The 1,323-nt window shown below is 65.8% G+C and carries 3 protein-coding genes; 1 reads left to right on the plus strand and 2 read right to left on the minus strand.

Features of this window, described 5'->3' with window-relative positions; translation table 11 throughout:
- Positions 1-254 (minus strand): LLM class flavin-dependent oxidoreductase (locus AB0I88_RS41285; protein ID WP_361037765.1); only part of this gene is annotated, 254 nt, incomplete at its 3' end.
- A gap of 126 nt (positions 255-380) precedes the next feature.
- Between AB0I88_RS41285 and AB0I88_RS41290 the strand changes: the two genes are divergently transcribed.
- Positions 381-947: a Uma2 family endonuclease gene (locus AB0I88_RS41290; RefSeq protein ID WP_361037767.1), complete on the plus strand. Its 567-nt coding sequence runs from the start codon at positions 381-383 to the stop codon at positions 945-947.
- Between the two features lie 64 nt (positions 948-1,011).
- Here the strand turns inward: AB0I88_RS41290 and AB0I88_RS41295 are convergent.
- Positions 1,012-1,323: LLM class flavin-dependent oxidoreductase (locus tag AB0I88_RS41295; protein ID WP_361037769.1), on the minus strand; the 312-nt coding region annotated here is incomplete at its 5' end.

Consider the following 1,323-nt stretch of genomic DNA (forward strand, 5'->3'; position numbering starts at 1 on the left):
TCGCGTTCGAACCAGCCTGAGCCGATGCCGAGGATCAGGCGGCCGGAAGAGATGTGGTCGACGGTGCGGGCCATGTCGGCGAGCAGGTCGGGGTTTCGGTAGCTGTTGCAGGCGACGAGTGCGCCGATCTCCACTCGGGAGGTGGACTCCGCCCAGGCGGCGAGCATGGTCCAGCACTCGAAGTGCAGCCCGTCCGGCTCGCCCGGGAGCGGGAAGTAGTGGCCCCAGTTCGTCCTGCTACCACATCCAGTCATACGACAAGCCCCGATGGGTCTGGGACTCGATGGAGATCGTAGCCCGGACGCCGATGTCAGCGGCCGGCCAAGGCCCGGGTCACGGTATGTTGGGGCCGGCAGCCGAGCAGCAGCCGGGAGGTGTGTATGACTGCCGAGATGGTCGCGCCGGCCTGGATGCACGAGCAGGTCACGGCTGAGCTGTACGCGACGTGGACCGACGAGCAGTGCGCCGGTATCGAGATCGTGGATGGGATGGTCCTCGTGAGCCCGAGCGCCTCCAAGCGACACAACCGCCTGGCCAGGCTTCTGGCCAATGCCCTGGATGCTGCCGCGGGCCCGGATTGGAACGCTGACACCGATTTCGACGTCCGGCTTCAGGACGTGCCGCTGAACAATCGTCGTCCGGACGTCACGGTTTACCGTGCGGACACCATCGACGTCAGTCCGACCCGGCCCGAGCATGTGCTTCTCGTGGTGGAGGTGGTCTCGCCAGGCTCGGAGACGACTGACCGGATCGTCAAGACCGATCAGTACGCGAGAGCAGGTATCCAGTTCTACTGGCGGGTCGAGCAGGCCGTGACCGGTGTGCCCCTCGTCTACACCTACATCCTTGATCCGGCAGCCGGACGCTACCGCGACAGCGACGTCTTCACCGGCGTAGTGAAGCTGACCGCGCCCTTCCCCGTCGAGATCGATCTCGGCCAGATTTGATTCGACGGCCCATGGCCAGGGGCTGAACGCGGGAAGACTCGATCCAGCCCCTGTCCTGAGGCTCTTACGCGTTCAGTTTGTCGCGCCAGGCGAGGAACTCGCGGAGTTCGGTGAGGTCGGGGGTGGGGCCGCCGGTGTGGATGGTGAACAGGCGGGCGCCCAGCTCGTACATCTTGTCGCGGTTTTCGGTGTTGCCCATGACGGAGATCTCGATCTCGGCGGGGTCGCGGCCGATGTCGGCGCAGTGCCGGCCGAGGATGCCGAGTTTGCGTTCGAGGGTCTCCGGGTCGGAGAAGCTGTGCCAGATGTCGGCGTGTTTCGCCGTGAGGCGCAGGGTCTTCTTCTCGCCTCCGCCGCCGATCAGCACCGGGATCTT

The sequence above is a fragment of the Actinoplanes sp. NPDC049802 genome, assembly GCF_040656595.1.
Taxonomy (GTDB): domain Bacteria; phylum Actinomycetota; class Actinomycetes; order Mycobacteriales; family Micromonosporaceae; genus Actinoplanes.